25 protein-coding genes are annotated in these 25593 nt (G+C 70.9%); 12 read left to right on the forward strand and 13 right to left on the reverse strand.

What is annotated here, in order from left to right; all coding sequences use genetic code 11:
- The first annotated feature begins 169 nt into the window (after positions 1 to 169).
- Entirely contained in the window at positions 170 to 718 is a 549-nt protein-coding gene (locus tag FXF52_RS34160; protein WP_148803441.1) for a GNAT family N-acetyltransferase, read from the forward strand.
- A gap of 26 nt (positions 719 to 744) precedes the next feature.
- Here FXF52_RS34160 and FXF52_RS34165 read toward each other — a convergent pair whose 3' ends face one another.
- From FXF52_RS34165 to FXF52_RS34210, 10 genes are all read right to left on the reverse strand, one after another.
- Entirely contained in the window at positions 745 to 1647 is a 903-nt protein-coding gene (locus tag FXF52_RS34165; RefSeq protein ID WP_148803443.1) for a ribokinase, read from the reverse strand.
- A 250-nt stretch (positions 1648 to 1897) separates the two neighbouring features.
- A complete protein-coding gene (locus FXF52_RS34170) occupies positions 1898 to 4108 on the reverse strand; it encodes an Ig-like domain-containing protein (RefSeq protein ID WP_148803445.1) in 2211 nt (736 codons plus the stop codon).
- Between the two features lie 157 nt (positions 4109 to 4265).
- Positions 4266 to 5222, reverse strand: a complete 957-nt coding sequence (locus tag FXF52_RS34175) for a glycoside hydrolase family 16 protein (RefSeq protein ID WP_148803447.1) — start codon at positions 5220 to 5222, stop codon at positions 4266 to 4268.
- 137 nt (positions 5223 to 5359) lie between these two features.
- Positions 5360 to 6436 carry an ADP-ribosylglycohydrolase family protein gene (locus FXF52_RS34180; RefSeq protein WP_148803449.1) on the reverse strand — a complete coding sequence of 359 codons (1077 nt, stop codon included), beginning with the start codon at positions 6434 to 6436 and terminating at the stop codon, positions 5360 to 5362.
- The gene (locus tag FXF52_RS34185; RefSeq protein ID WP_148803451.1) at positions 6433 to 7446 is read right to left on the reverse strand and encodes an ADP-ribosylglycohydrolase family protein; all 1014 of its coding nucleotides are present in this window, start codon (positions 7444 to 7446) and stop codon (positions 6433 to 6435) included. Before FXF52_RS34185 ends, FXF52_RS34180 begins: the two co-directional genes overlap by 4 nt.
- Complete coding sequence (locus FXF52_RS34190; protein WP_148803453.1) at positions 7443 to 8345, reverse strand: carbohydrate ABC transporter permease; 903 nt, start codon at positions 8343 to 8345, stop codon at positions 7443 to 7445. The genes FXF52_RS34185 and FXF52_RS34190 overlap by 4 nt, the downstream gene beginning before the upstream one ends.
- 13 nt (positions 8346 to 8358) lie before the next feature.
- Positions 8359 to 9279, reverse strand: coding sequence for a carbohydrate ABC transporter permease (locus FXF52_RS34195; protein WP_148803455.1), 921 nt, complete (start codon positions 9277 to 9279; stop codon positions 8359 to 8361).
- 6 nt (positions 9280 to 9285) lie between these two features.
- Complete coding sequence (gene ngcE, locus FXF52_RS34200) at positions 9286 to 10722, reverse strand: N-acetylglucosamine/diacetylchitobiose ABC transporter substrate-binding protein (RefSeq protein WP_255472658.1); 1437 nt, start codon at positions 10720 to 10722, stop codon at positions 9286 to 9288.
- 18 nt (positions 10723 to 10740) lie between these two features.
- Positions 10741 to 11493 carry a sugar isomerase domain-containing protein gene (locus FXF52_RS34205; RefSeq protein ID WP_148803457.1) on the reverse strand — a complete coding sequence of 251 codons (753 nt, stop codon included), beginning with the start codon at positions 11491 to 11493 and terminating at the stop codon, positions 10741 to 10743.
- Complete coding sequence (locus FXF52_RS34210) at positions 11490 to 12467, reverse strand: MurR/RpiR family transcriptional regulator (protein WP_148803459.1); 978 nt, start codon at positions 12465 to 12467, stop codon at positions 11490 to 11492. Before FXF52_RS34210 ends, FXF52_RS34205 begins: the two co-directional genes overlap by 4 nt.
- Positions 12468 to 12588: 121 nt before the next feature.
- Here FXF52_RS34210 and FXF52_RS34215 point away from each other — a divergent pair, with 121 nt between their 5' ends.
- Positions 12589 to 13638 (forward strand): N-acetylglucosamine kinase, encoded by a 1050-nt coding sequence (locus tag FXF52_RS34215; protein WP_148803461.1) that lies wholly within the window; start codon positions 12589 to 12591, stop codon positions 13636 to 13638.
- A gap of 54 nt (positions 13639 to 13692) precedes the next feature.
- On the opposite strand, the gene FXF52_RS34220 is transcribed toward FXF52_RS34215, so the two are convergent.
- Both FXF52_RS34220 and FXF52_RS34225 read right to left on the reverse strand, forming a co-directional pair.
- On the reverse strand, positions 13693 to 14640 hold the full coding sequence (locus FXF52_RS34220; RefSeq protein ID WP_187413890.1) for an alpha/beta fold hydrolase: 948 nt from the start codon (positions 14638 to 14640) through the stop codon (positions 13693 to 13695).
- Positions 14641 to 15042: 402 nt separating this feature from the next.
- Positions 15043 to 16464 carry an MFS transporter gene (locus FXF52_RS34225; RefSeq protein ID WP_148803465.1) on the reverse strand — a complete coding sequence of 474 codons (1422 nt, stop codon included), beginning with the start codon at positions 16462 to 16464 and terminating at the stop codon, positions 15043 to 15045.
- Positions 16465 to 16564: 100 nt separating this feature from the next.
- Between FXF52_RS34225 and FXF52_RS34230 the strand changes: the two genes are divergently transcribed.
- The 10 genes from FXF52_RS34230 to FXF52_RS34275 all read left to right on the forward strand — a co-directional run bounded on the left by FXF52_RS34230 (position 16565) and on the right by FXF52_RS34275 (position 25368).
- Positions 16565 to 17152 carry a TetR/AcrR family transcriptional regulator gene (locus FXF52_RS34230; RefSeq protein WP_148803467.1) on the forward strand — a complete coding sequence of 196 codons (588 nt, stop codon included), beginning with the start codon at positions 16565 to 16567 and terminating at the stop codon, positions 17150 to 17152.
- Positions 17153 to 17712: 560 nt separating this feature from the next.
- The gene (locus FXF52_RS34235; protein WP_148803469.1) at positions 17713 to 18225 is read left to right on the forward strand and encodes a flavin reductase family protein; all 513 of its coding nucleotides are present in this window, start codon (positions 17713 to 17715) and stop codon (positions 18223 to 18225) included.
- Positions 18226 to 19290 (forward strand): ABC transporter substrate-binding protein, encoded by a 1065-nt coding sequence (locus FXF52_RS34240; RefSeq protein WP_148803471.1) that lies wholly within the window; start codon positions 18226 to 18228, stop codon positions 19288 to 19290.
- Entirely contained in the window at positions 19287 to 20120 is an 834-nt protein-coding gene (locus FXF52_RS34245) for an ABC transporter permease (RefSeq protein ID WP_148803473.1), read from the forward strand. The genes FXF52_RS34240 and FXF52_RS34245 overlap by 4 nt, the downstream gene beginning before the upstream one ends.
- On the forward strand, positions 20096 to 20833 hold the full coding sequence (locus FXF52_RS34250) for an ABC transporter ATP-binding protein (protein WP_148803475.1): 738 nt from the start codon (positions 20096 to 20098) through the stop codon (positions 20831 to 20833). Before FXF52_RS34245 ends, FXF52_RS34250 begins: the two co-directional genes overlap by 25 nt.
- Before the next feature lie 2 nt (positions 20834 to 20835).
- Positions 20836 to 22167 carry an LLM class flavin-dependent oxidoreductase gene (locus tag FXF52_RS34255; protein ID WP_255472665.1) on the forward strand — a complete coding sequence of 444 codons (1332 nt, stop codon included), beginning with the start codon at positions 20836 to 20838 and terminating at the stop codon, positions 22165 to 22167.
- A gap of 19 nt (positions 22168 to 22186) precedes the next feature.
- Positions 22187 to 23251 (forward strand): aldo/keto reductase, encoded by a 1065-nt coding sequence (locus FXF52_RS34260; protein ID WP_148803479.1) that lies wholly within the window; start codon positions 22187 to 22189, stop codon positions 23249 to 23251.
- Positions 23248 to 23844: an NAD(P)H-dependent oxidoreductase gene (locus FXF52_RS34265; protein WP_187413891.1), complete on the forward strand. Its 597-nt coding sequence runs from the start codon at positions 23248 to 23250 to the stop codon at positions 23842 to 23844. The genes FXF52_RS34260 and FXF52_RS34265 overlap by 4 nt, the downstream gene beginning before the upstream one ends.
- Positions 23844 to 24971, forward strand: coding sequence for an LLM class flavin-dependent oxidoreductase (locus FXF52_RS34270; RefSeq protein WP_148803483.1), 1128 nt, complete (start codon positions 23844 to 23846; stop codon positions 24969 to 24971). The genes FXF52_RS34265 and FXF52_RS34270 overlap by 1 nt, the downstream gene beginning before the upstream one ends.
- Positions 24972 to 24981: 10 nt before the next feature.
- Positions 24982 to 25368 carry a RidA family protein gene (locus FXF52_RS34275; protein ID WP_148803485.1) on the forward strand — a complete coding sequence of 129 codons (387 nt, stop codon included), beginning with the start codon at positions 24982 to 24984 and terminating at the stop codon, positions 25366 to 25368.
- Between the two features lie 37 nt (positions 25369 to 25405).
- On the opposite strand, the gene FXF52_RS42640 is transcribed toward FXF52_RS34275, so the two are convergent.
- Positions 25406 to 25593, reverse strand: a 188-nt coding sequence (locus FXF52_RS42640; protein ID WP_222870829.1) for a hypothetical protein, incomplete at its 5' end; no start/stop codon positions are given.

A 25593-nucleotide genomic window follows, 5' to 3' on the forward strand; every position in this document is an offset into this window, starting at 1 on the left:
GGCAGCCGGTGGGCGTCGGGGCTTCGGGGAAGTCCTCACGTCTGTCCATCCAGCCAGCCGGTAAGCCACTCAGCCAGAGTGAAGTCTTCGGGGAACAGTGCATGCTCAAGGCAGCGGACATTTGGAAGGCCGCGATCGCGTCATGGTCAGGGAAGGTGAGTGGGGGGACATGGCTGAGCTGGCATTGCCGATTCGTACCGACCGACTGCTTCTACGTCAGTACCGAATGGATGACGTGGATGCCTTGCTCGCCTACTACGGCTCCCCGCTGGTTGCTCGCTACGTTCCCTGGGAACCGTGGTCGCGCGAGCACGCGGCTGAGCAAGTCGCCAAACGCATCAACCGGTTGGGGGTAACCGGGACCGAGTCCGCACTGGCGCTGGTGGTCGAGCATAAGGGCGAGGTCGTCGGCGATGTTGTGCTGTGGCCGGCCGATGAGACGCTGTCTCGCGGTGAGATGGGCTGGATTTTCCACCCGTCGATGTCCGGCCGCGGGTTTGCCACGGAGGCAGTTCGGTCGCTCATCAGCGTGGCTTTCGAGCACTGCGGCATGCACCGGGTAATTGCTCGACTCGATGCGCGCAACGAGGCATCGGCGCGACTGTGCCAACGTGTGGGCATGGTCAAGGAAGCGCACCTGCGCCAGGACTACTGGATGAAAGGCGAGTGGGCTGACACTCTGATCTACGGACTGCTCGCCGAGCAGTGGCGCGGTTAGCCAGGGCGTGTCCGCGGATCTCCTCGTTAGGCAGTCGCCAGACCGTCCAGCCTCTCTGGACCGGTCCGCGCGCCGACCTGGGTGACGGCGTGCGAGCCGGCGGCCACGCCTGCAGCGACCGCGTCAGGGAGGGAGGCGCCGGCGGCGAGAGCGACCGCAAGTGCGCCGACGAAGGCATCCCCCGTCCCCACGGTGTCGACGGCGTCGACGATCGGCGCGCGGCAGTGGCCGGACCGGCCGTCCGGGTCGGCGTAAACCGCGCCTTCCGCGCCGAGAGTCACCACGACGGCGCAGCCGACTCGGCAGGCAGCCGCAGCGGCGTCGGTCGGCGTGGGGACGACGGTGCCGAGCACCACCTGCGCCTCGGTCTCGTTGACCACGAGTACGTCGAGCGCGGCGAGCACGTCGGCGTCGAGCGTGGCGGCGGGGGCCGCGTTGCACACCAGTCGCGCCCCGGCTGCCCGGGTCGCGGTCGCCAACGCCTGAACCGCCGGTAGCGGTACTTCCAGCTGGCAAACGACGACGTCGCCGGCGCGCAGATCGGCTGCGGCGCGGGCGACGTCGTTGTCGTCGACCGCGCCGTTGGCGCCGGGCGATACGGCGATCATGTTCTCCCCGGCGGCATCCACCAGGATCAGCGCGATCCCGCTGGGTGCGGTCGGGTCCACCAGCACCCCAGCGACGTCGACTCCGGCGGCGGTGAGCTCGGCCCGCAGGTGGCGGCCGTGCTCGTCGTCGCCCACCCGGCCGACCATTCGCACTCGGCCCGCGCCGGCCAGCCGGGCAGCGGCGACAGCCTGGTTAGCTCCCTTACCGCCGTTGTGCGTCTGCACGTGCCCGCCGAGCACGGTCTGGCCTGGGGCAGGGAGCGACGGCACGGTCAACACCAGGTCGGCATTGAGACTGCCGAACACGACAATGTCAGGCATGGGACTCCTTGCTGCGCGTGCGGGTACGGGTGGGCGTCGGGATGGCGGGTTGCCTGGCCGCGGCCTCGTGGCGTGCCGCTGCTCCCGCGTACCGTGAGGGTGGGGTCGAGGATGATCGACTCGATGGTGGCCGGTTCGGCGCCGCCGTTGGGGCGACCTCCGCGGCCCGGGTGGCGCCACGCAACACTCTGCCGCCGGGCGTCCGGGCGGCAGAGTGCTGGCGGGATGAGTGGCTTCCTACCTGCGCTGGCTACCAGACGACCTCGCCCGCGTGGGCCAGATCTTCGGAGGAGGCCCAGTAGTAGCCCGGTGCCACGATCCGGTGGATCGCGAAACCGGCCGTGCCGCTGGCCGCCGTCTGCGGAGCCGACACACCGCTGACCCGGCCGCTGGCGTCGGCGGACATCCACAAATACTGGCTGGACGACTTGGTGAAGCGGCCCTCCACCTTTGCCGGCACGCCGGCACCAGTTCGCGCGTCGACGACCTGCGCCGTGATCCGGATGGTCCCGTCCGCCAGTGTGGTCGCGGCTTCCCTGACCACCATCGGGCGCAGATTGCTCCGCTCGGTACGGGCCGAGGTGACCGCGGATGGCGGTCCTTCGTTGCCCTTCATGTCCACCGCGGTGATTCGGTAGTAGTACCGCTTATTGGCCAGCAGGCCGGTGTCGCTGTAGCCCAAGCCGTGGGTGCGTCCGATCAGGTTTCCGGGCACCACCGCAACGTCGTGGCTCTCCGAGCGGTAGACGTTGTAGTGGTGCACCTCGCCGTTGTCGTGGGCGCGCCCGTACCGCAGGTCAACGCGGCTGAAATCCACGGTGGTCGCGATCGGTGCGCTGCTGACCGCGGTCGGTGCCTGCGTGTCGGCCGGCATCGGGGGCAGCAGCCCGCCCGGGGCCCAGGTGGACGGCAGATCCAGGAGGGAGTCGTAGTGGTGCATGGCGATCCCGCCGAATCCGGGGCTGCCGGCGAACTGGTCGTAGACCTTGGCCACTTCGGTCTCCAGGCCCGCCCGGCCCTCCTCGCTGAACGTCACCCACTCCGGGTCACCGCCCACCGCGACCAGATCGATGGTCTCCACCCCGACCAGCACCGAGCCCGGCTTGCCGATCTGCTGGGCGTACGCCACCTCGGTGGCCGCGTCCCGCACGATCGCCTCGGCGGTGTCCCGGTAGTCCATCAGCGACACGTAGTCGGAGATGTCCTGGAAGTGCTGTGCCATCGTCTTGGTGGCGCCGTGCCAGGTGACCGTCTCGCTGTCCAGCCAGACCGGCATCGCCGGGCCGAACAGGATGCCGGTACCGGAGGCATCCCGCCGGTCGATCAGGGTCTGCAACGTGTCCAGCCACTGCAACTGAACGAATGGCCGGTCGTCGATGTAGCTGGGGCCGATGATGTACGGCTCGATGTCGACGTTGACCCCGTCGAAGCGCTCTGCCGGGGCGGAGGACAGGTTGAAGTTGAGCACCTTCTCCATCTCGCGCACCGCATGGTCCCGGTAGCGCCACAGCCCACCGAGGAACGGCGGCCGGGTGCCGCCGGCAATCAGCGCGTGCACCTTGTACCCACGGTCGTGCGCCCAACGGAGCAGGTCGCGCACCTGCGGCCGCATGTCCTCCAGCATGTTGTTGTCCCAGCCGCGGTCCACGCCGAAGTAGATGGTTTTGATCGGACGCGAGTTGAACGTGGTGGTGTCCGTGGTGAGCGCCGACAGCACCGAGCGCGCGCCCGGGTTGTTGACCAGGTTGTACGACGACTCCTCCCACATCCACATCGCGCGGTCCTGGGCATGCGGAACGACGGGGGTGGGGGCACCGCCGTTGAGCGACACGTATTGCGCGTGGGAGGTGCCGACGTTCCCGCGGCTGTCGGTGGCCCGGGCCTCGATGCTGGCCATGGTGTCACCGAACGGGCGCGGGTCCAGCCGGTAGCGGTATGCGTCCCCGACCAGCTCCGCCGGCCGCCACGCGGTGCCGTTGACGCGGACCTCCACGCGCCTGATGTCGTTGCGGCCGGCGGCGCTCACGGTGACCGTGGTCGGTTCGGTCACGCGGCTGCCCTCAGCCGGCGAGGTCACCGTCACGGTCGGCTTGTTGGCCGCCGGGTTGTCGACGTGCATCAGCACCCAGCTTGACCAGACACCGTATCGGGTGACGTCGCTGATACCCAGTACGGCGATCTCCAGGTCGCCGTCGAACGGCCTGGTGTCCAGGTCGTAGCTCCAGGTGCCGGAATCGTCGTTCTCCGGGTCGGTCAGGCGGACCCGGTCCATCCGTTCGCCGTTGACGACGATGTTCAGATCATAGAGACCGTGGTAGCTGCCACTCACTCGAACGATGCCAACCGGCAGCTGGTCGTCCGTGTGGTGCGAGTCGATGCTGACCGCGCCCTCGTCCGCGGCGGCGGCCGGCGCGGACGGACCGACGGCCACCGCGGCGAGCGCGACGACGAGGGACGCCACCGCTGCCTGGGCACGACGGGCACGGCGACGGATCAGGCCGGTGCGACGGCACCGTCGAGTGTGTTCCGTGGGGACAGTTTGGTCGGGTGGGCGTGTGGCGGAGGGGTTCATTGGGCACTGGCCTTTCTCGAGTGCGGTACATCGGACAGGAGCTGGGTCAGGGGGTCCACTGCGGCACCGTGTCGAGGTGGGAGATTCCGGCGGCTCGGTAAGCCTCGACCTGGGCGACCGCTTCCTCGGGCGAGATGACCTTGCCGTCGCTGTAATAGAGCCAGTCCACCTGCTGTTGGTAAGTCCGGGCCATGCCGGGTGCGGCGGACATGAGCTGGGAGAACCACAGGTTGAAGTCGATGGCCATCGGCGTCTCCGGGTAGAAATGGGCGCCGAACTGGGCGATCTGCGTGCCGTCGAGGAAGAAGCGGAGCTTCCGGTTGGCTACCTGGATGACCAGGTCGTGCCAACCGGCCTGGCTGCCTTCGATGACCTGGGAGGCGTTGTCCGCCAGCCACGGGTCGAGGCGGTATGTCTCCCAGGCGGTGGCGTACAGGCGTGGCCCGGTCGCACCCCAGCCACCGTTCGGCAGGTACTCGAAGTCGAGCTCGCCGTAGTCGGGGTCCAGGTCGTATCGCAGTGGTGTGATGGTGAAGAAGGCTTGGACCACGCTGTCGCCGTCCGGCCCGCTCGCCGGCGCGTCAGTGAACCGCACTCGGGCGGCGTAGGTGCCGGTGTAGAACTTGCGGTCGTGGTAGATCTCGGCCTGGCTGGTGCCGGCCGCGCTGCCGTCGGTCGCCGCGGCGAGCTGGAGGTACCGGTTGCCTGGCCGGCTGGCGTCGTCGACGAAGGTCACATTCTGGCGCAGCCAGGCCGCGCCGGGCACGCCCGGCCCACCGGCCCCGGTACGGACCTGCCAGTGGTGCGCGGTCAGGGCCGGGTCGTCGGCGTCGGCGTAGGAGAAGTCGTCGAAGAGGATGGCCGTCGAACGGGCCGATCCGCCGGTCGCACCGGGGGTGGCCCCAGCGGTCGAGGTTGCCGAGAGGACGACCGTGGTGAACATCGCGGCGGAGACGGACAGTACGCGGGCAGTTCGGCGGTGCGGTGTGGTGGACGATGGCATGACTTGCCTCCGAGGTCTCGGGTCAGCACGAGGTGCCGGCCGGCATCGCGAGGTACGGGCCGTAGTAGTGCGCGACCATTCCCCAGTAGCGGGGCAGTTCGAGCGCAGTCGCTTATGGACGGACTTGTCGGTGTGGGTTAGACGTCGCCGACTTGGTAGAGGCGGTCAGCCACCTTCACCAGGTCCAGGCCGGCCGTCTCGGGCAGGCAGCAACCGATGAGCCGCCGGCACGCCTGCCCCCAGGCGGCGGGCAGCGCGTCGTACCCGGCCAGCGCGCCGCACAGCGCGCCGGCCAGCGCCGGAGCCGAGTCGGCGGTGCGGGCCACGCAGGCCGCCGCGGGTACGGCCTCGGCCAGCCGGCCCCGCGCGGCGGCGACAGTCGCGAACGCCACCGCGAGGGTGTCCGCGGCAGCCACTCCGTAGGTGTAGACGTGGTCGAGTACCTGCTGGTCGAGGGCGGGCACGAGGGCGAACGCGCCGTCGGTCGGGTCGGCCAGGGCGAGTGCCGCCCGTACGTCCCGGCCCACGGCGCTGTCCACGGGCAATTCGGCTAGGGCGGCCTCCAGCGTTCGTTCCAGGTCGCCGTCCGCGGCGATGGCGACCGCTACCGCCGCAGCCACCGCTCGGGCCGCGTGGACGCCGTCGCCGGATTGGGTCACCACCGCGTCGGCCTCGGCGAGCGTCGCGGCGGCAGCCGGGGCGCCGGGGTAGCGCGCGCCGATGGCCACTGCCCGGACCGCCGCCGCGTCGTCGAAGTGGTGCGGGTTGTCGTGTCCGCTGGCCGGTGGATCGATGCCGCGGCGCAGGTTCTCCAGGGCGGTGCGCACCGAGATCCGTCCCCACAGGGACGGCTCGTCGGCCCGCAGCGCCAGTTTCCGCCAGGCCGCCATCAGCGCCTCCCGGTCGCCGGCTGCCGGATCGGCCGTCGAGTCCTGACCTGCGCCGCCCAGCAGGGCGGTGGCGGTGAAGGCGGCCCATTCGGCATCGTCGCCGGGTCCGAGCATCAGCGGTCCCACCGGCTGGTTGAGCGCGAAGGGAACCGGGAGCGTGGTGAGGCTCCGTTCGTCGGCGTACCGGTCGAGCGTCGGCCTGCTCCGCCGGATCCAGTCGACCATCAGGTGCGAACGGTGCCAGCCCGCGGGCCAACCCGCGGCGTCGCCGATGGCCAGGCCGACGAGGGCACCGCGTACCCGGTCGCGCACCTGCCCGGTCATGCCGTCCACATCCCGTCGCGAAGGGCGGCTGCGGCAACGAGGTCGGCGGCGTCCATCGGGTGCCGGCCGGCGACGTCGTCGACGCAGGCCCCGGTCAGTGGGCCGATCTGGTCGGCCCAGCGGCTGGGGACCGCGCCCCGGCCGCGCCCGGCGCCGGCCAGGGCTCCGGCGATCGCGCCGATGGTGTCGGCGTCCCGGCCGAGGTTCACCGCGGTCACCACGGACTCCTCCACGTCGCCGTCTGCGGCGAGATAGGCCCCGACGGCGAGGGCGACCGCTTCGGGGGCAAGATCGGAAAACGGGTAGAAGCGGGGTACCACCGCGTCGTGCAGTGCCTCGGTGAGCGCGTCCCCGCGGGCACCGCCGGCCGCCACCACCGTCGCCCGGGCCAGGGTGCGCGCGAGCCAACTGTCGGCCGGTACCGCCGCGCGGGCCGCCTCGGCAACGCGAGCTGGCGCGGCCCCGGTCATCGCGACCGCGACGGCGGCCGCGACGGCACAGCCGCCGTGGATACCCTCACCGTCCATCGACACCGTCCCGTCGACCATGGCCAGCCGGGCGGCCACGTCCGGCTGGCCGGCGGCGTAGACCCCGTACGGCGCCGCGCGCATGGCCAGCCCGTCACTCCACGAGTGCCGGTGCCGTCCGGTGTGCGGCGGGTCCCAGCCGCGCGCCAGGTTCAACACCGCGGCCAGTTCGCTGAAGCCGGCGGCGCCGAGCGTCTCGCGGGGCACCAGCGCCGCACGCCACGCGTCGGCCACGTGCGCCGGGCTCAGGTCGCGGCCGTGCCGGTCGAGCAGGTTCGCGACGAAGACGGCGTACTCGGTGTCGTCGGTGCCACTGATCCGGCCGTCGGCGTCCGGCAGCAGTTCGGTCAGCCGACCGAACTCGGCGCGGATCTGCGCCGGTTCCAGCGTCTCCACGGGACGGCCGAGCGCGTCGCCGACGGCGAGCCCGAGCAGGCAACCGCGGGCTCGGTCGGCGAGCACGTCGTACGGAAGGCTGCTCATCGGATCGCTCCGGCGGTCAGCCCGGCCTGGATGTGGCGCTGGAAGACCACGTAGACCACCAGCACCGGCAGCATCGCGATGACCACACCGGCGAACATGGCGCTCCAATCACTGCGGTATCCCTGGTTCACCGCGAGCGCGGCCAGGCCCTGGGCCAGCACCTGCCGGTCGGGGTTCGGGTTGAGCACGACCGGCAGCAGGTACTGGTTCCACAGACCCAGGAAGTTGAAGATGGCGACGCTGATCAACCCGGGTTTGGCCATCGGCAGCATCACGCGGAAGAAGGCCACCTCGTGCGAGGCGCCGTCGATGAAGGCGGCTTCCGCGATCTCGTTGGGCAGGGAGCGGAAGAAGCCGGTCAGGAAGAACACCGTGAACGGCAGCGCGTACGCCGTGTAGACCAGGATCAGCCCCTGGTACGTACCGATCATGCCGAGTTGGTCCACGACGAAGAAGAGCGGCACCAGGGCGAGGAAGACCGGGAAGGCCATACCACCCACGAAGAGGTAGTAGACGACCCGGCTTCCGGGGAAGTCGTAGCGGGCGAGGGCGTAGGCCAGCATCGATCCCAGCAGCATGGTGAGCACCAGCGCGCAGCCGACCACGATCACGCTGTTGAGGAAGAACTGCCCGAGATCCGCCTGGTTCCAGGCGCGGGCCCAGTTCTCCCACCGCGGCGTCGCCGGCAGCCGCCACGGGCTGTCGAAGATCTCCGCGTCCGTCTTGAACGAGCTGACCACCGCCCACAGCAGCGGGAGGACGACCAGCGCCGCCCAGACCACCAGGAAGGCGTGCGAGAAGGCATTGAAGAGGCCTGGTAGGCGCCGGCGCGGGAGCTGCGGCGGGCTGGCCATTCCCGGTGCGCTGGCCCGGGCGACGGGCTGTTGGGTCAGGGTCATGGCTGCTTCCGTCTCAGTACTCGATGCGTTCGCGCCGGGTGAACCGCAGGGTGAGCGCGGCCAGCGCGAGGGTGAGGAAGAACATCGCAACCCCCATGGCCGAGGCGTAGCCGAAGCGGCCGTAGACGAAGGCGTTGCGCCACAGGGTGAGCCCGAGCACTTCGGTGGCGTTGTCGGGACCACCGCCGTTGAGCCCCACCGTCAGGATCTGCACGAGGGCGAAGCCGTCCATCGCCAGGATGCCCAGGTAGACGTAGGCGACCTGGACGGTGTCCCACAGCAGCGGCAGCGTGATCCGTCGGAACGTGACGAACCGGTTGGCGCCGTCCATCGCCGCCGCCTCCAGGACGTCCCGGGGAATCGACTGCATCGCGGCGGAGAAGAGCACCACGTAGAAGCCGACCGATCCCCACACCATCACGGTCATCACGGCTGGCAGGGCGAGGGACGGTACGGCCAGCCAGGGCCGGGTGAGCGAGCCCAGCCCCACCGCGTTGAGGGCGCCGTTGAGCAGGCCCGAGTTGGGGGTGTAGACGAACTGCCAGAGCACCGCGACGATGGAGACCGCCAGCAGTTGCGGGAAGAAGTAGACGATCTTGTAGAACTTCGCGCCCCGTACCCCCTGGATCGCCGCCCGGCCACCGCGGCCGGCGAGGTTGAGCATGGAGGCCAGGAAGAGCGCGATGCCGATGGTGGCCAGTGGCACGACGAGCAGCATCACCGCGTTGTGGCGCAGCGCCGTCCAGAACAGCGAATCACCGGCGAGCCGCGCGAAGTTGTCCAGCCCGATGAACTTCTGTCGAGCGGAGACCCCGCGCCAGTCGGTCAACGCCAGGTAGAACGCCTGGGCGTACGGCGAGATCACGAAGACCGCGTAGAGTGCCAGGCCGGGTAGGACGGACCAGGCCAGGAACCGGTACTTGCCGTGCCGCATGGCCGCCTACCGCTTGTGCTTCGCGATGGTGCTGTCCTTGGCCACATCGTCGGCCGCCTTCTGCATCCGGTTGATCCAGTCGCCCGGCTTGATGCGCTTGGTGAGCAACTCGCCCGTCGCGTTCGAGACGGCGGTGCCCATGGTCGGGTACCACTCGCCGAAGTTGAGTGAGACGACGTTCGTTCCCGCCGCCGCCACCATGGCGGCGACGGAGGCCAGACCGGAGGTCATCGCGACGCCCTCGGTGCCCCCGGCGGTGCTGGGCAGGGTGGCCGCCAGCTCCGCGAACTTCTTCGCCGCCGGCTTGGACACCAGGGTGCGCAGAAACTCCAGGGCGCCGTACGGGTTCTTGGCCTTCGTCGGCACGATGAACGACTCGCTCGCGGCGCCCTGGATCGCGGTGCCCGGCAGCTTGTCCGAGCCGGACAGGGCGGGCATCGGGGCGACCACCATGTCGAAGCCGGCCGGGGTCACCGCCTTCTGCTCACTCTCCAACCACGACCCGCACGGGATGAACGCGGCCTTCCCCTGGCACCAGGCGTTCTGCGCCTCGGTGTGCGACAGCGCCTCGGATCCGGGCAGGAAGAAACCGCGGTCGACGAGTTGGTAGATCGCCTCGACGGCAGCGACCATCGCCGGGTCGCGCCAGGCGTTCGGCTCGAGATTGTCGAGCTTCGCCATGAGCTCCGGCCCGCCGGCCTTCATGGCCATCGAGAACAGCGGGTCGTTCATGTACTCGGGATACTTGCCCTGGTAGGTCCAGGGCGAGATGCCGGACTTCTTGATCTCCGCACAGAGCGCGAGCATCTCTTCCCAGGTCTTCGGGTACGCCCACCCGTTCTTCTCGAACAGGGGCTTGGAGTACCACAGGCCGTACACGGTGTAGGCGATGTTGAGCTGGTAGCAGGTGCCGTCGACGCTGCCCTTCGCCACCACGCCCGGCAGCAACGTGTCGCGTACGGTCTTGCTCTTGTCGTCGATCGACGGCGAGTCCAGCACCTCCTTGAGATCGCGCAACTGGCCGTCGGCGATCAGCGAGGCGATGTCGAGCCGACCGGCACCGGTGTTGTCGATGACGTCCGGCGGGTCGCCCGCGACGAACCGTGGACGCAGCACGTCGCCGACCTTCTGAATCCCCTGGTGGTTGATCTTCACCCCGGGGAACCGCTGCCGGAACAGTTCCTCGTCGAACTTCGCGTACTCGTCGCTGTAGCCACCCTTGAAGATGACGATTTCCAGCGGCTTGTCGGTCGGAGCTCCCAGCGGATTGGCTTCGCTGGTCGAGCCCCGATCGACGGTCGTCGTCTTGTCATCGCCTGCACCGATGGCGCAGGCCGCGAGCGATCCGGTCACGGGTGCGGCGAGCAGCGCCGCGGCGATCGCCCGGCGCATCAGGGTGCGGCGGGACTGCACCACGTGGGGCAGCAGATGGGATGTGGTCACGGCAACCTCGCTTCGTAGTCAGGCGTTACGGCGAATCCGGTCGGCGTAACGAGCCTCTAGTTCGTGGTTGTGTTCGTCCCCGCCGGGGATGTTGGCGGAGAGGTAGATCGGCGGCCGCTCGCCGGCGGCCAGCAGGCGTTGGACGACCTCGACGACGACCATCTGCGCGAGCGTCGCCGCGGTGATCGAGGAGACGGCGCCGATCGCCCCGCCTTCGGGTAGCGGCAGGACGGCGTCGCCGTACGGCGCGCCGTTGTCCAGCACCACGTCGGCGAGGTCCGCCAGACGGTGGCCGGAGGGATGGCGTGGGGAAACCCGCGTGGTGTGCTCCAGGGAGGTGATCGCGATGAGGGCGTGCCCCCGCTGCTTGACCAGGTGGGCGAGCTCGACCACGACCCCGTTGACGCCGGAGTTGGAGGCGATCACGAAGACGTCTCCGGCAGCGATCGGCGCGAGGGCCAGGATCCGTTCGGCCACGGTCGGATCGCGCTCCAGCATCGCGTCTGCGAGCACGCTGGTCGGCTCGCCGCCGAACAGGACGATGTCGCGCAACGCCAACCGGTTGGTGGGGACGAGTCCGCCGGCCCGCCCGGCGATCTCCATGGCCAACGCCTCCGAGTGGCCGGCGCCGAACGCGTGCACCACCCCGCCGCCCTGGATCGCCGCGCTGATCAGATCGGCCGCTTTCTCGATCTCGGCCGACTGGCTGTTGGCCACCCTTTCGAGTCGATCGCTGACTGCGGTGAAATAGGCCTGGCTGGTGAGGGTCATGCTTCCTCCGGCTTCGGTGCGGGCCGCGTACGGCCGTTGGCTACCCTGCGTCTGCCCCGCCGACCGGCCGCGCGACGCGAGTCGTCAGCCTCGTCGGGAAGTCGATGGCCGGCGACCGCCTCGGCGGTCACTTCGAAGGCCGCGCTGCTGCGCTCGAAGGTGCGTTGGGCCAGCACCACGTAGATCAGGTCGAGCACCAGCAGTTGCGAGTGGACGGCGGCGAGCGCCTCGGCCCGGAACGTCGTCTCGTGCGCGGCCGTGGTGAGGACCACGTCGGCCACCTCGGCCAACGGCGAGCGCGGGAAACTCGTCACCGCCACCGTCGTCGCGCCGTGGCTGCCGGCCTCGGCGAGCATCTCGATGATCTCGTGGGTACGCCCCCCGTGGGACAGCCCGATCGCGACATCGCCGGGACGCAACAGCGCGGCGTTCGTCAACGCGGTGTGCACCTCCGCGCGTGCCCAGCAGACCACCCCGATGCGCTGGAGCCGGAAGGCCATCTCGGCCGCGACGGTGCCGCTGCTGCCGATTCCGAACAGCTCCACCCGCTTGGCACCGGCGAGCGCGGTGACGACCCGCTCGAGGGACTCGCGGTCGAGCCGGCCGACGGTTTCCTGGATGGCCCGGGTGTCCGCGCTGGCCACGATCTCCAGCACCCGGTCCAGCGGGTCCTGCGGAACGATCTCCCGGCCGATGTCCAGCTCCCAGCGGGCCTGCGCCGCCCGGCCGGTCTCGGTCGCGATCGCCACTCGCAGCGCCGCATACCCGGAGAAGCCGAAGACCCGGCAAAACCGAGTGATCGTCGCGGTCGAGGTGCCGCTGCGCTCGGCCAGATCCACGATGGTGGCCAGCGCGGCCTCGGCCGGATCGGCGAGCAGTTGTTCCGCGACCCGCTGCAGCGCGTCGGGCAGCGTGGGCAGCTCGGTGCGGATCCGCCCGAGTACACCGCCCGTGGGCTCCGTAGCAGCCACCATCAGGGAATTCCTTTCACTACCGTCGACTGGCAGTGAAAATTACGATCAGGAGCACTTACGTGTCAAGGATCGAGAACATTTTTTTCATGCACCTTGCCTCGATCACGCAGCGGCCCGCACGATGTCCGCGCTACCGACCACCCACATCTGGAGGTGCCCCATCTCCGGCAGCCAACCTCTCGTCCTCGGGCTCGACGTGGGCGGCTCGTCCTCGCGCGCCTTGATCACCACCGCCACCGGCGTACCAGTCGGGTACGGACGCGCAGGCGGCGCCAATCCCGTCTCAACGCCGCCGACGAACGCCGCCGCCACCGTGGCGGAGGCGGTACGCGCGGCCCTGGCCGGCGCCGACCCGGGCGCGGTCCGGTCCGCCGTGCTCGGCATCGCCGGTGCCGGTGCGTTTGACGAGCCGGCCACGGCCGCCGCTTTTCAGCGCGCGTGGGCGGACCTGGGGTTGCGCTGCCCGGTCCAGGTCGTCGGCGACGTGATGGTCGCCTTCGCGGCCGGCACCCGACAGCCGTCCGGCACCGTGCTGATCGCGGGCACCGGGGCCATTGCCGCCCACATCCACGAACGCACGGTGGTGCGCAGCGTCGACGGCTTGGGCTGGCTGCTCGGCGACGAGGGCTCGGGGTTCTGGCTGGGCCGGGCGGCGGCGCAGGCCGTCGCCAGCGCGCTCTACGCCGGCGGTCCACCCGGCCCGCTCGCCGTGCTGGTGACTCGGCAACTACTCGGAACGGAGCCCGGGACGGCGCCCCGTGAGTGCGCCGACGCGCTGGTGCGCACCGTGTACGACCGACCGCCGACCCGACTCGCCCAGCTCGCACCGCTGGTGGCCCGCGCCGCCGACGCCGGCGACCCGGACGCCAAGGCGATCGTCCGATCGGCCGCCGATCGGCTGGTGGCCTCCGTCACCGCGGTCCGCGAGCGCGCCGACAGCACGCCGATCGTGCTCGCCGGCAGCGTCCTCACCGCCGGCCAGATCTTCCAGGAAGCCGTCCGCCGGCGGCTCAGCCGCCGATGGTCGGCGCCGGTGCTGGTCGCGGCGCCAGGCGAGGTCGGGGCCGCCTGGCTCGCCGCGCGGGCTCTACCCACCGTTGACGACGACGCCGCCGCGACGCTGCACGATGCGCTACGCGTGGCCGCCCTGACCCCCGTGCCTGCCCCGTGACCGCCGGCCGCTGCCGCCTTGTGCCGCCAGCCCATCTGCGAGGCCGACGGCCGCCTACCGAGCGGGCCCGGAGGCGACTCGTCGCACCGCGTCCACCACCAACTGCGGCTGGCCATAATGGACGTAGTGGTCGGTCGTGTCGGCGATCACGTGTTGTCCCCGGCTGGACAGTGCGGCCAGTTGGGCGTGATGTTCGAGCACCTGGCGCGGCTGCCCGGCTGCGGAGATCACGACCACCGGCCGGTCCTGCCAGGCTCCAGGACGTACCGTTGACTGCACCAAGCGGGCGCTGTCCACAGATGCTTCGGCTTCGCTGGCGGCGGCTGCCATGCTGGTGCTCCGATACACGACCGCCGCATGCTCACGTACCGCCTGCGGCGCGCCCGTGCTCCCGGCCATCCCCGGGGCCAGGCGCACCACACCGATCCGCGCGGCGAACCGGAAGGCTGTCATTTGCGCGCGGATGACCGGGGCGCTCGCCTTCAACGTCCCGGTCACGCGCTCGTCGGTGACGTCCACCAGCACCAGACCCGCGGTCTCGCCAGGCCAACGGTCAGCGACCAGACGCACCACGAACCCACCCAGCGAATGACCGACCAAGACGTAGGGCCCGTGTTCGCCCGCTTTGTCCAGGAGAGTGTGTAACTCTTCGGCCAGCCGCCCGGCGTCGCGCCGGCCGGGCCCCGGATCGCTCCACGCATAGCCGCCGCGGTCATAGCTGCACGCCCGGATCCGGACCGTCGCCGAGGCGTCGGTCAGCATCTGTTGCACCGTCGCCCACGTCGTCGACGACTCGCCGAGGCCTGCCTCGAACACCACGGTCGGTGCCCTGTCGGCCGATCCGGTGCAGTTCAGATGCAGCCGGCGCCCCCCGATATCGATCAGCCGGCCCGGCGCCGGATGCCGCTGACCGTCACCCCGCCTCGACAGCGTCTCGTAGGCCCAACCAGAGCCGCTGACCACCGCGAAGACCACTACCAGACCAACGACGATCCGCAGCAACGCACGCCGCCAACGCGTCCGGACACGCCGGCGAGGCTCGGCCACGCCATCAAGACGTCCTCCCACACCCTGCGACGGTAGGCACCCGCCACCCCCTGCGGCATCCACCTGCGGTCGCGCCGGCCGTACGACTCGCGTCGCCGCCGCCCCACGCCTCTCTCCACCTCCTGGCGGACCGGCTGCTTTCCGACCGCTAGGGGATCGCCCCTACGGCCCAGGACGACGCGAGGAGGAACTCGTCGAAGGTACGCGGTGGCTGGCCGGTCAGGCCGCGTACCGCCGACGTCACGGCGGCGAGGGACCCTTGCGCGACGTCGCTCCACAGGTCGACTAACCCCAGCAGATCGTTATCCCAGCGTGGCGCCCAGCCAGCTGGCCGCGGCCGGGTGTGCCGCCCGGCGGTTACCGCGTCCCGCCAGCGCTCGCGGCCGGCTGCGGCGCCGCGCGGGGCTGGGGCACGCTGCGCCGGGGGAAGGCCCGCGTTGCGGCCAGGATGGCGAGCAGCACCAGGGCGATCGCGGCCGCCGTGAAGATCGCCGCGCTCAGCGCCGTTCGGGGGCCGTCGGCTAGGGTGCCGGCGTAGACGGCCGTGAGGGTCGCGACGCCGACTGCGCCGCCGAGTTGCTGGAGCGATTGCAACAGGCTCGCGGCCGACCCGCGGTCCGCAGGCCCGGCGCTGGAGAGGATCCGGGTGTTCGCCAGGGTGAAGAACATGGGCGGCCCGAAGCCGAGAATGAACATCGCGACCGCGCCGACCCAGTACGGCGTGTGCGGCGCGAGGAGACCGAACAGGGCCACCCCGGCGGCGGCGAGGGCCGCCGCGAGTCCGGTGGTGGCGCGCTCGCCGAGCCGTACGGCGAGGACGGGTGCGAGCCGTCCCGCGATCATCACCGAGGCGGTGAACGGCAGGAACGCCAACCCGGTGTGCAGCGCGTCGTAGCCGAGTACGTCCTGGTAGAGCAGTGTCGCGGTGTAGAAGAAGCCGAGCATGGCGGCGGGCATGAGCAGCATGCCGGCGTAGGGGACGGCCCGTCCCACGCTCGACAGTAGGCGGCCCGGGACGATGGGATGAGTGACGCGGCGCTCGACGACGACGAGCGCGGCGAGGGCGACCAGCGCGGCGGCGAAGGCGGCGAGTGCCGCCGGGGACGTCCATCCGCCGTCGCCGCCGGTGGAGAGCCCGATCACCAGTCCGACCATCGCGATCGACGATGCGCCGGCACCGGCCAGGTCGAGCCCGACCGGCGAGCGCGTGGCCTCGGTGACGAAGGCCCGCACGCCGAGGATGACCAGCGCGCCGATCGGAACGTTGACGAGCATGACCCACCGCCAGCCGACCGTGACGGTCAGCAGCCCTCCAGCGATCAGGCCGACCGCGCTGCCGAGGGAGGCAGCGATCATGACGAGCCCCATCGCGCGGAGGCGGGCCGGGCCGTCGGGCGTGTTGGCGAACAGCAACACGAGCACTCCAGGAGCGGCGAGGGCGGCGCCGGCACCTTGGAGCGCGCGGGCCGTGATCAGGACCGCCCCGTCCGGGGCGATGCCGCCGATCGCGGACGCGAGGATGAACACGGCCACCCCGATCAGCAGCGTCCTGCGCGGCCCGACAAGCGTCCCGACCCGGCCGCTGACCAGCAGGAAGCCGGCGAACGCGACCGAGTACGCCGACATCACCCACGCGAGTTCGACCGGGCCCATGCCAAGGTCCGTGCGGATGTGCGGTAGCGCCACGGTGACGATGACGCCGTCCACCATGAGCATGAGTTGGCAGGCCACGATCGACGCCACCGCCCACCCGGATCTGCCGTTCATCGCACGGGACATCTGGTGTCCTCCGCTCTCGTTTCGTTATCCTTAACCGGAGCCTGTCTCCGCTTCACCGATAGTGGAGACCGTCTCCGCTTAAGTCAAGGAGGTCATCGCGATGACATCGCCGCCCCGTGGCCGAGCCCTGCGCGCGGACGCACGCCGCAACCGCGACGCGATCGTGACGACGGCACGCGAACTCTTCGGGCGGGCCGGCGTGTCCGCGTCGCTTGACGAAATCGCACGCTGCGCCGGCGTCGGCGCGGGCACGCTCTACCGCCACTTCCCCACGCGCGAGGACCTGGTCGCCGCCGCCCTCGTCGACAACATGGCCGCGATGCGCGAGCGCGGTACGCAGCTCGTGGCCTCGAGCGACCCCTTCGACGCGATGCGCGCCTGGCTGGTCCTGCTCGTGGAGCAGATCAGCACCTACGGCGGGCTCCCCGACGCCGTGCTCGACGCTGCCAGGCAGGCCGGCAGCGCGCTCGGCACGACCTGCGCAACGATGCAGCAGCTCACCGCCGACCTGCTGCGGCGGGCCCAACACGCCGGGCTCGTCCGCGACGACGTCACCGCCGAGGACGTCTTCACGCTCGGCAACGCGATCGCCTGGGCCGTCACGAGAGACCGCCCCGCCGACGGCGGCCGTCACCTCGTCAACCTGGTCATCCAGGGATTCCGACCGGCCGACCGCGCAGCGGCGTAGGCGCCGGCGTCACCGCCCGGCACGCAACTGCTCGGTGATCCACCGGAACCCGCGGGCCCCGGGCGGCGACGACCGACACCGGCCGATACTCCTGCCCGACCCGGCCGTCGCTGACGGGCCGCCCACCGCGATGACCCGGGAGCCACCAGAAACGCCCCCGCAGATCCGGCTACCGCATCAGGGACCCGACGGCCCCTGGCAAGCCTGACGGACCGGTAGCAGGCTCGACCGGCACCGGGCCCGCTCACGCGTCGCGTCCCAATGCCTGAAATCCTATTTACCACGTAGGGATTGGGGGTTACCTTGGGAGCCATGATCAGCCAGGTGAACCCCCTCGACGGCACCGCGGTCGCCGTGTCCCGGGGCTGTTGCCGTGGCTGGACCACCGCGCGCGGCTGTTGCCGCTGAACGCGCATCCCTGACTTCTCCCGGTCGCGACGCCGCCGGCTCGACGACGAGCCGCAGCGTGTCCGCGACCCGATCAACGGCCGCTCGCCGCCACCCCGCACCCACCTGCAGCGGCAGGCGCATACCCGTCGTTCTCGATCAGGAGGAACGTCATGTCTGTCATCGACGAACCGCTCGCGCCGGTCGACCCGGACACGTTCCGTGCCCTGCTGCGCCGGCAGGCCGCGTCGGTCGCCGTGGTCACCGCCGCCGGCGACCCGCCGGTGGGGTTCACCGCGACGTCATTCACGTCGGTGTCCCTGCGCCCGCCGCTGGTGTCCTTCTGCCTGGCCCGGTCGTCGTCGAGTTGGCCGACCGTCGCCGGCGCGGAGCACGTCGGGGTGCACCTGCTCGGTGAGGACCAGCGGGAGGTCGCGCGGACGTTCGCGACCAGCGGTATCGACCGGTTCACCACGCACTCCGGCTGGCGCCACGGCCCGTACGGGGTGCCGCTGCTGGACGAGTCGGTCGCCTGGCTGCTGTGCCGGGTGACCGAGCGGGTGCTCGCCGGCGACCACGCGATCGTGCTGGCCGAGCCGCTGACCGGTCGCCATGGGGAGGGCGGCCCGCTGCTCTACCACATGGGGCGGTACGCCGCCCTGCAGCCATCCACGAAGGAGTCGTAAGTGAAGTCGTCATCCCATTTCGATCGTCGAGCGTTCCTGTCCGCCACCCTCGGCGCGGTCGCGCTGGGCCTGACCGCCTGCGCCGGCGACGAGACGCCGGACGCGGTGCTGGCCGCCGGTGCGCCGCTGCCGGAGTCCGTACCGAAGGGCACCAAGCTCGTCGTGGGCGACAAGGAGCACCAGAAGGCACTCGAGTTCTCCGGCGAGGTGGAGAAGTTCACCTCCCAGGTGGAGTTCGCCAACATCAGCGGCGGCCCGCAGACCCTGGAGGCGTTCCGGGCCGACGCCCTGGACATCGGGGCGGTCGCGGACATCCCGCCGATCCACTCCCACTGGACCCGCATTCCCACGAAGATCGTCGCATCGAAGTTCCGTCAGGACCCGCTGAACCACGCCATCTACCGGCTCGGCATCGCGCCCGGCGTCGCGGTCGCCACGCTCGCCGACATCCGCGGCAAGAAGATCGCGTACAGCCCGGGGCAGGCACAGGGCGCGCTGGTGCTGCGCGTCCTGCACCAGGCCGGACTGGCCAAGCAGGACGTCAAGCTGGTCGAGCTGCCGAGCACCGGCGACGTCTACGCGACCGCGCTCGCCAGCGGCCAGGTCGAGGTCGCCCCGATCGGGGGTGTGCAGATCAGGCGCTACGAGGCCAAGTACGGCCGGGACGGCGCCACCACCATCGCGCACGGCCTGCGGGACGATCCCGGCCACCTGTACGCGCCGGTCACCGTGCTGGCCGACCCGGCGAAGGCGGCCGCGATCCGCGAGTACGTGCAGGCGTGGGCGCGGGCCTGGCGGTGGCGGGAGGCCAACCCGGACGAGTGGATCGAGCGGTACTACGTCAAGGACCAGGGCCTCAGCGCCGACGACGGCAGGTGGCTGGTCGCGAACGCCGGCGTGGCCGACATCCCGGCGAGCTGGACCGAGGCCATCGCGCGGCACCAGGAGACCATCGACCTGCTGGCGAAGGAGACCGGCAACAAGCCACTCCGGGCCGAGGACCTGTACGACCGGCGGTACGAATCCGTCGCCGCGGACGCGCTCGCCGCGGGAGGCGCGCGGTGACCGCCTCCGTCCTCACCCGGCCCCGGACGGCGACCGCGCCCGCCGGCAAGCCGAGGCGCCGGCTGAAGCCGGGCCGCCCCATCCCGTTCGGGGCGGCGGTCGGCCCGCTGCTACTGCTGGCGGCGTGGGCGCTCGGCTCGGCAACCGGCTGGCTCGACTCTCGTACCCTTTCGGCGCCCTGGACCGTGGTGACGACGGCGGGTGACCTCATCGCGGACGGCCGTCTGCAGGACAACCTGGCCGTCTCGGCGCGCCGGGCCGCCCTGGGCCTCGCCATCGGCACCGTCATCGGCACGGTGCTGGCCCTGGTCGCGGGGCTGAGCCGGTGGGGTGAGGCGGTCCTCGACGGCCCGATCCAGATCAAGCGGGCCATCCCGGCCCTCGCGCTGGTGCCTCTGCTCATCCTCTGGCTCGGCATCGGTGAGCAGATGAAGGTCACCACCATCACGCTGGGCGTGCTCGTGCCCGTCTACATCCATACCCACAACGGATTGCGGAGCATCGACAGCCGATACGTCGAACTGGGCGAGTCGCTTCGGCTGCGGCGGGCCGTCTTCCTCCGCCGGATCGTGCTGCCCGGCGCGCTACCCGGCTTCCTGCTCGGCATGCGGTTCGCGGTCGTGGGCGCGTGGCTGGCCCTCGTGGTGGTCGAGCAGATCAACTCGACCAGCGGCGTCGGCTACATGATGGATCTGGCCCGCCAGTACGGCCAGACCGACGTGATCATCGTCGGGCTCGTGCTGTACGGGCTGCTCGGGCTGCTGTCCGACGGCGCCGTCCGACTCGCGCAGCGGAGGGCGCTGTCGTGGCGACGCACGCTGGCGGACTGACCGCCACCTGTCCCGTACGGGTCCAGGGACTGGTGCGTGGCTTCGGTGACCGAACCGTCCTGGACGGCCTCGACCTGGAAGTCGGCGCGGGGGAATTCGTCGCGCTGCTGGGCCGCAGCGGCTCGGGCAAGAGCACCCTGCTGCGCGCGCTCGCCGGCTTGGACGGTGACGTGACGGGCTCGGGCCTGGTCGACGTACCAGTGAACTCCTCGGTCGTGTTCCAGGACGCCCGGCTGCTGCCGTGGCAGCGCGTCCTGGACAACGTCGTCCTCGGCCTGCGCGGGTCGGCCGCATCCGAGCGTGGCCGCGCGGCCCTCGCCGAGGTCGGCCTGGCCGGGCGCGAAAGGGCCTGGCCCAGCGAGCTGTCCGGTGGTGAGCAGCAGCGGGTGGCATTGGCCCGGGCCCTGGTCTCCGAGCCAGAGCTGCTGTTGGCCGACGAGCCCTTCGGCGCGCTGGACGCGTTGACCCGGCTGCGCATGCACGACCTGCTGCGCGAGCTGTGCGCCCGGCACCGGCCCGCGGTGCTGCTCGTCACGCACGACGTGGACGAGGCCGTCACGCTGGCCGACCGGGTGCTGCTGCTCGACGCGGGCCGCATCGCGGTCGACCTCGCCATCGACCTGCCGACGCCGCGTTCGCACCGGCAACCGCAGTTCCTCGCCTACCGGGAGTCCCTACTGCGGGCGCTCGGCGTCGACCCGACGGAAGGATGACCATGCTGCACCTCAACGCGTTCCTCATGGGTGTCGGCCACCACGAGGCGGCCTGGCGGCTGCCGGAGAGCGACCCGTTCGCGCAGACCGACGTCGAGCACTTCACGCGTCTGGCTCGCATCGCCGAGCGCGGCAAGCTCGACTCGCTCTTCCTCGCCGACAGCCCGGTGCTGTGGAACAGCATCGGTCGGCGGCCGGGCGGCACGCTCGAACCGACCGTGCTGCTCACCGCCCTGGCCGGCGCGACCAGCCACATCGGCCTGATCGCGACCGCCTCGACGACGTACAACGAGCCGTTCAACCTGGCCCGCCGGTTCGCGTCGTTGGACCACATCAGCGGCGGCCGGGCCGGCTGGAACATCGTCACCACGGCCGGCGAGAAGGCGGCCCGCAACTTCAACCTGGACGAGCTGCCCGCCCACCGGGACCGGTACGAGCGGGCTGCCGAGTTCGTCGAGGTGTCGCTGAAGCTCTGGGACAGCTGGGACGACGCCGCGCCGCTCGGTGACAAGGAGGCCGGGCGGTGGGGCGACGACGACCTGCTCTACCCGCCGGAGCATGTCGGGCGGTACTTCCGGGTGGCCGGCCCGCTGAACGTTCCCCGCTCGCCGCAGGGCTACCCGCTGCTGGTGCAGGCCGGGTCGTCCGAGGACGGCAAGGAGTTGGCCGCCCGGTACGCCGAGGCCGTCTTCACCGCCCAGCAGACCCTCGCCGAGGCGCAGGCGTTCTACCGGGACCTCAAGGGACGTGCCGCGCAGGCCGGCCGCGATCCGGACACCATCAAGATCCTGCCGGGGATCGTGCCGGCGATCGGCGCCACCGAGGCGGAGGCCCGCGCGCTGGAAGACGAGCTGGATCGGTTGATCAAGCCCGAGTACGCCCGGCAGCAGCTCGCCACCACGCTGCGGGTCCCGCCGGAGGACCTCGACCTGGACAGGGAGCTGCCCGCCGACCTGCCCGCCGAAGACGAGATCGAGGGCGCCAAGAGCCGGTACACGTTGATCGTCACCCTGGCCCGGCGGGAACGGCTGACCGTACGTCAGCTCATCGGCCGGCTCGGTGGCGGACGCGGGCACCGCACCTTCGCCGGCACGCCGGAGCAGGTCGCCGACGCCATCGAGGAGTGGTACTGCAGCGGCGCGGCCGACGGCTTCAACATCATGCCGCCGGTGCTGCCATCCGGGCTGGAGGCCTTCGTCGACCACGTCGTGCCGATCCTGCAGCGCCGCGGGCTGTTCCGCACCGAGTACGCCGGGGCGACCCTGCGCGACCACTACGGGCTGCCCCGCCCGGCCAACCAGTTCACGCAGCAGCTCACGGCCACCGCCCGCTGACCTCTGGAAAGGAGAGCCCATGGTCGACTACCGGCCCTTCGGGCGCACCGGCGTGCGGGTCAGCTCGCTGACGCTGGGCGCGATGAACTTCGGGCAACGGGGCAACCCGGACCACGAGGACAGCATCCGGATCATCCACCGGGCGCTCGACGAAGGCATCAACTCCATCGACACCGCTGATGTCTACTCTGACGGCGAGTCGGAGGAGATCGTCGGTAAGGCCCTCGCCGACGGGCGGCGGGACGACGTCTTCCTCGCCACCAAATTCCACGGCCAGGTCGGCGACAACCCGCAGCACCGGGGCAACTCCCGGCGCTGGATCATCCGCGCGGTGGAGAACAGCCTGCGCCGGCTGCGCACCGACTGGATCGACCTGTACCAGGCGCACCGGCCGGAGCCGGACACCGACTTCGACGAGACCCTGAGCGTGCTCACCGACCTCGTGCGCCAGGGCAAGATCCGCTACATCGGCACCTCCACGTTCGAGCCGTCGGCGATCGTGGAGGGCCAGTGGATCGCGCAGCGGCGCGGCCGGGAGAGGGTGGTCAGCGAGCAGCCGCCGTACTCGATCCTGGCCCGTGGCGTCGAACGCGAGATGCTGCCCGTGGCCCAGCGGTACGGGCTGGCGGTGATCCCGTGGAGCCCACTGGCCGGCGGTTGGCTGTCCGGTCGCTACCACGCGGGGCTCGAGGCGCCGATCTCCCGTCGGGCGGGCCGGTTCCCGGTCCGGTTCGACCCGACCCTGCCGGCCAACGCCGCCAAGCTGGCCGCTGTCGACGAGCTGGCCGGCCTCGCCGACGAGGCCGGGCTGTCGCTGATCCACCTGGCGATCGCGTTCGTCCTGGAGCACCCGGCGGTCACCTCGGCGATCATCGGACCACGCACCCTGGGGCACCTTGAGTCGCAGCTCGGTGCCGCCAAGGTGACGCTGTCCCGGGACGTGCTGGACCGCATCGACGCCATCGTCCCACCCGGCACCACGTTGAATCCCGCCGACGCCGGCTACCAGCCGCCGTCGCTGGCCGATCCGGCGTACCGCCGTCGCGGCGGGCCATCGGCACAGCCGACTGGGGTGGCCTCGTGAGCGGCGGACCGAACCTGGATGTCGTCGTGCTGGTGGGTAACCCGCGCGCCGGGTCGCGTACCCGAGGCGTCGCCGAAGCCGTCACGGGGGCGCTGCTGGACCGGCTGGGCGGGTCGCCCGACACGGTCCAGGTGCTGGAGCTGGCCGAGGTCGTCGGAGTGTCGTTCGGGCCGGAGCCGGCGTACGGGGCGAAGGCCGGCCCTGATCCGTTCGCGGCGGTGCGGTCGGCGCGGCTGCTGGTCGTCGCGACGCCGGCGTACAAGGGCAGCTACACCGGGCTGTTGAAGGTCTTCCTGGACCAGTTCGGGCACCGGGAGCTGGCCGAGGTGATCGCGGTGCCGGTAGCCGTGGCCGCCTCGCCGGCGCACGCCGACGCGGCAGCGTCGGCCCTGCGCGACGTGCTTGTCGAACTGGGCGCACGGGTCCCGGCGCCGCCGCTGGCCGTGCCGGAGTCGCGGCTGGCGGACGCGCGTGAGATTGCCGCGCGGTGGGCCGACCAGCACGCCGCCGCGGGGCGGCAGGGTCACCGTTTCGCCCCGCGGGCAACGCCCGTTCCCGCCACTTCACCAACCGAGCAGGAAGGCCGCCACTGATGAGCCTCGAGTTCCTCTGGTACATCCCGAATCAGGTCCAGCCCGGTCACCGGGGCGACGACGTCGTCGAGAACCACAACAGCTTGCAGACCCTCACCAGCCACGCCCGGGCCCTCGAGGAGCACGGGTGGGGCGGCGCGCTCATCGGGACCGGCTGGGGACGGCCCGACACCTTCACGGTCGCCACCGCACTGGCCGCCCAGACGAAAACGTTCCAGCCCCTGATCGCGATCCGTCCCGGCTACTGGCGGCCCGCCAACTTCGCCTCCGCCGCCGCGACGCTCGACCATCTCAGCGGGGGACGAGTCCTGATCAACATCGTGTCGGGCAAGGACAACCTGGCGGCGTACGGCGACGGCGACGGCGAAGGCGACCAGGCCCACCGCTACGCCCGCACCAGGGAATTCCTCCAGATCGTGCGCAGGCTGTGGACCGAGGAGAACGTCACCTACCAGGGCGAGCACTTCACCGTCACGGGCTCCACAGTGGCGCTCCGACCGGTCGTCCGCGGCGAACGCAGGCACCCCCGGCTCTACTTCGGCGGCGCCTCCCCCGCCGCCGAGGAGGTGGCCGCCACCGAGGCCGACGTCCAGCTTTTCTGGGGCGAGCCACTCGACGGCGTGGCCGAGCGGATCGAGCGACTCAAGCAGCTCGGCGAAAAGCTGGGACGCGAGCACGCCCCGCTGGAGTTCGGGCTGCGCGTCACCACACTGGTGCGGGACACCACCGAACAGGCCTGGGCCGACGCCGAAGCCAAGGTGGCAGAAATGGCGAAGGGCGAGAGCGTCACCGGGCGGGACCAGACCTGGCAGGCCGCCGTCGGCCAGCGGCGTCTGCTCGACCTCGCCGCACGCGGAGAGGTGCTCGACGACAACCTCTACACCACTCCCGGCAGGTTCGGCGGCGGCGGAGCGGGCACCACCTGGCTGGTCGGCTCCGCCGAGGACGTAGCGAGGTCGCTGCGCAGGTACCAGGGGCTGGGCATCACCCACTTCGTGCTCTCCGACACGCCCTACCTCCCGGAGATCAGGCGCCAGGGCGACGCGCTTCTGCCGCTGCTGCGCGGAGGCCCGGAAGTCGGCTTTCAGGAAAAACAATCAATCAGTCAATCCCAAAGATCAAGCTAAGGTAGGCGGCATGATCGAGAACATCCATAGCGACCAGGTGGCATCCCTGCCACTGCCGCTGCCGCATGGCACGCGCGCCGGCGACTATGTTTTCATCTCGGGCCAGGTGGCCGTGCGGCCCGACGGCAGCACGGTCATCGGCGATTTCGATGCAGAAGTGCGGGCGGTTCTCGACAACGTCCGCGCAGTTTGCCGCGCTGCTGGTGGCGATCTCAGCGATGTATGCAAGGTAACCGCATTCCTGCTCAACGCCACCCTGTTCGAACCGTTCAACGCGATCTACCGCGAGTACTTCGCCGATCCGCTGCCGGCCCGGTCGACGGTGCTGGCTCCGCTGTCCAGTCCGGATCTGCGTATCGAGGTCGAGGCGATCGCTTACATCCCCCGCACGGCGTAGCTGGCGTGGAAGGGGGTCCCTTCCCGGGACGAAGCAGTTAGCCGAACCGACCGCGGCCGAAGACGTCGGCCCGCCGCCAGCGCCCGGGTATTTGGCGCAGTTCGATCCGGCCGACCTTACTGGGCACCGCCGGCCTGGTCAGCAGGTGATCTCCGCGCGGTTCCATGCCGAGCATGGTCCGCAGCAACAACAGCGGGGCACCCGTTGACCAAGCCTGCGGGCTGC

The organism is Micromonospora sp. MP36 (assembly GCF_008119785.1).
Lineage (GTDB): Bacteria > Actinomycetota > Actinomycetes > Mycobacteriales > Micromonosporaceae > Micromonospora.

Coding starts and splice junctions, on each gene's coding strand:
- FXF52_RS34190 (WP_148803453.1), bottom strand. CDS start 8,345: ATGACCCTGACCCAACAGCCCGTCGCCCGGGCCAGCGCACCGGGAATG.
- FXF52_RS34185 (WP_148803451.1), bottom strand. CDS start 7,446: ATGAGCAGCCTTCCGTACGACGTGCTCGCCGACCGAGCCCGCGGTTGC.
- FXF52_RS34260 (WP_148803479.1), top strand. CDS start 22,187: ATGGTCGACTACCGGCCCTTCGGGCGCACCGGCGTGCGGGTCAGCTCG.
- FXF52_RS34270 (WP_148803483.1), top strand. CDS start 23,844: ATGAGCCTCGAGTTCCTCTGGTACATCCCGAATCAGGTCCAGCCCGGT.
- FXF52_RS34180 (WP_148803449.1), bottom strand. CDS start 6,436: ATGACCGGGCAGGTGCGCGACCGGGTACGCGGTGCCCTCGTCGGCCTG.
- FXF52_RS34210 (WP_148803459.1), bottom strand. CDS start 12,467: ATGGTGGCTGCTACGGAGCCCACGGGCGGTGTACTCGGGCGGATCCGC.
- FXF52_RS34175 (WP_148803447.1), bottom strand. CDS start 5,222: ATGCCATCGTCCACCACACCGCACCGCCGAACTGCCCGCGTACTGTCC.
- FXF52_RS34215 (WP_148803461.1), top strand. CDS start 12,589: ATGTCCGCGCTACCGACCACCCACATCTGGAGGTGCCCCATCTCCGGC.
- FXF52_RS34165 (WP_148803443.1), bottom strand. CDS start 1,647: ATGCCTGACATTGTCGTGTTCGGCAGTCTCAATGCCGACCTGGTGTTG.
- FXF52_RS34225 (WP_148803465.1), bottom strand. CDS start 16,464: ATGTCCCGTGCGATGAACGGCAGATCCGGGTGGGCGGTGGCGTCGATC.
- FXF52_RS34275 (WP_148803485.1), top strand. CDS start 24,982: ATGATCGAGAACATCCATAGCGACCAGGTGGCATCCCTGCCACTGCCG.
- FXF52_RS34160 (WP_148803441.1), top strand. CDS start 170: ATGGCTGAGCTGGCATTGCCGATTCGTACCGACCGACTGCTTCTACGT.
- FXF52_RS34205 (WP_148803457.1), bottom strand. CDS start 11,493: ATGACCCTCACCAGCCAGGCCTATTTCACCGCAGTCAGCGATCGACTC.
- FXF52_RS34235 (WP_148803469.1), top strand. CDS start 17,713: ATGTCTGTCATCGACGAACCGCTCGCGCCGGTCGACCCGGACACGTTC.
- FXF52_RS34230 (WP_148803467.1), top strand. CDS start 16,565: ATGACATCGCCGCCCCGTGGCCGAGCCCTGCGCGCGGACGCACGCCGC.
- FXF52_RS34195 (WP_148803455.1), bottom strand. CDS start 9,279: ATGCGGCACGGCAAGTACCGGTTCCTGGCCTGGTCCGTCCTACCCGGC.
- FXF52_RS34255 (WP_255472665.1), top strand. CDS start 20,836: ATGCTGCACCTCAACGCGTTCCTCATGGGTGTCGGCCACCACGAGGCG.